The organism is Serratia sp. CY81684, from assembly GCF_052166595.1.
GTDB classification, from domain to species: Bacteria; Pseudomonadota; Gammaproteobacteria; order Enterobacterales; family Enterobacteriaceae; genus Serratia; species Serratia nematodiphila.
Genome location: NZ_JBJNOO010000017.1, coordinates 1 through 2,311, shown reverse-complemented (window position 1 = coordinate 2,311; position 2,311 = coordinate 1). Strand labels below are relative to the sequence as shown.

The 2,311-nt window shown below is 64.5% G+C and carries 2 protein-coding genes; both read left to right on the top strand.

The annotated features are described in order from the left end of the window. Positions 1 to 557, top strand: a 557-nt coding sequence (locus tag ACJ8QF_RS25020; protein ID WP_442537990.1) for an autotransporter outer membrane beta-barrel domain-containing protein, incomplete at its 5' end; no start/stop codon positions are given. A gap of 118 nt (positions 558 to 675) precedes the next feature. Continuing rightward, positions 676 to 2,311, top strand: a 1,636-nt coding sequence (locus ACJ8QF_RS25015) for a S8 family serine peptidase (protein ID WP_442537989.1), incomplete at its 3' end; no start/stop codon positions are given.

Sequence of the window (2,311 nt, the reverse complement as noted above, 5' to 3'; positions counted from 1 at the left end):
ACACCTGGCACCGCATCGACACCAAACGGTCGGTGAACTACGGGATGCAGTCGGACCGCGACACGGCGAAGTACAGCGCGCGCACCGAGCAGCTGTTCGCGGAAGCGGGTTACAGCGTGCAGGGGGAGTGGCTGAACCTGGAGCCGTTCGTCAACCTGGCGTACGTGAACTTTGAAAACAACGGCATCGCGGAAAGCGGCGGCGCAGCTGCGCTGCGCGGCGACAAGCAGCACACCGACGCGACGGTGTCGACGCTGGGGCTGCGCGCGGACACCGCGTGGCAGGTGAGCCCGGGCACGACGGTGGCGCTGCGCAGCGAGCTGGGGTGGCAACACCAGTACGGCGGGCTGGAGCGCGGCACCGGGCTGCGGTTCAACGGCGGCAACGCGCCGTTCGTGGTGGACAGCGTGCCGGTGTCGCGCGACGGCATGGTGCTGAAGGCGGGGGCGGAAGTGGCGGTGAACGAGAACGCCTCGCTGTCGCTGGGCTATGGCGGGCTGCTGTCGCAGAACCATCAGGACAACAGCGTCAACGCCGGTTTCACCTGGCGCTTCTAAGCAACATCGACTCAATCCTTGTACGGGAACCGTCTGCGGGCGGTTCCTTTTTCACATCCTGCTAATGAGAACCCGGCGCACCTGGGGCGTCGGCCAATAACAAGCAAAAGGTAAGGAAATGACAACAACAATGGGTTTTGACAGCAAAGGAAACGCTCGTCGCTCGCCGTGGCGGCTGAACGCGCTGGTCTGCTGCATGGCGCTGGCGGGGTATGCGCAGGCGGCGCCGCACGAGGTGAATGGCCAAGCCGGCGATCCGGCCAGCTGGCGCAGCGCCGAATTCAACGCCAACTGGGGGCTGGGGGCGATCCACGCCGATGAGGCCTACGCCGCCGGCTACACCGGCAAAGGGCAGAAGGTGGGCATTTTCGATACCCCGGTCAACCGCCATCCCGAGTTTGCCGGCGACGGCAAACTGATCAACGTCGTCACCGAAGGCTATCGCGCCTATACCGATCCGCACCGGCCGGGGATTAACGCCGGCGATCGCTTTTACTTCGACGGCACCTTCCACTTCTACAGCGGCTCGCAGGGCATGCTGAGCAATCACGGGGTGCACGTCGCGGGGATCAGCGCGGCGAACCGCGACGGCGTCGGCATGCACGGCGTGGCCTTCGATTCGCAGGTGATCAGCGTCGATAACGACAACGACGGCCCGGCCTACGGCGAATTCCTCGGCCTGGACGGCGCCGTCACCAATGCCGGCTGGCAGGCGATGATCAAGAGCGGCGTGCGGGTGATCAACAACAGCTGGGGCGTCAGTATTCCCGATTTCCTGTCCGACGGCGGCCGCGATCCCAACGCGCTGCACTTTGAGCTGAAGGATGCGCAGGAACAGTTCGATCAGGTCAAGCCGCTGCTCGGCAGCCTGGCCGGCGCAGGCTATCAGGGCGCCATCGACGCGGCGCGCAAAAATATTCTGGTGCTGTTCGCCGCTGGTAACGACGGCAACTACAACCAGCCGGATGTGATCAGCGGGCTGGCCTATTTCGTGCCGGACATCGCGCCGAACTGGCTGTCGGTCGCCAGCGTGGCGCAGGATGCGACATCGACCAACAGCGTGCCTTACACCATCAGCAGCTTCTCTTCCCGTTGCGGCTATACCGCCAGCTTCTGCGTCTCGTCGCCGGGCAGCAAAATCTACAGCACCGTGGCCAACGGTTCCGATCCGGCCAACCTGGTGTCGGACTACGGCAATAAAAACGGCACCTCGATGGCGACACCGCACGTCACCGGCGCGGTGGCGGTGTTGCTGCAGCGCTTCCCGTACATGAGCTCGGCGCAGATTGCCGACGTGCTGAAAACCACCGCCACCGACATGGGCGCGCCGGGCATCGACGCGCTCTACGGCTGGGGGATGATCAACCTGGGCAAGGCCATCAACGGCCCGGGCATGTTCTATACCGTCGAAGATATTCCTGCGGAGTTCCGCATTCCGGATCCGACGGGCGTGGCCTACGGCCCGACCCAGTTTGTCGCCAATATTCCGGGTCTGGGCGCCGAGGTGGATGCCGGCACGCTGCACGCCAGAAAGTGTGACGACATCAGTTGCGAGCTGGAAGTCTACTCCAACAACATCTCCGGCCATGGCGGCCTGACTAAAGAAGGGATGGGCACGCTGGTCATGACCGGCGCCAACACCTATGCCGGCCCGACGCTGGTTAATCAGGGGCGGCTGGCGATCAACGGCTCGGTCACCTCGGATGTCAGCGTGCAGAACGGCGGCATCGTCGGCGGCAGCGGCACGGTCGGTT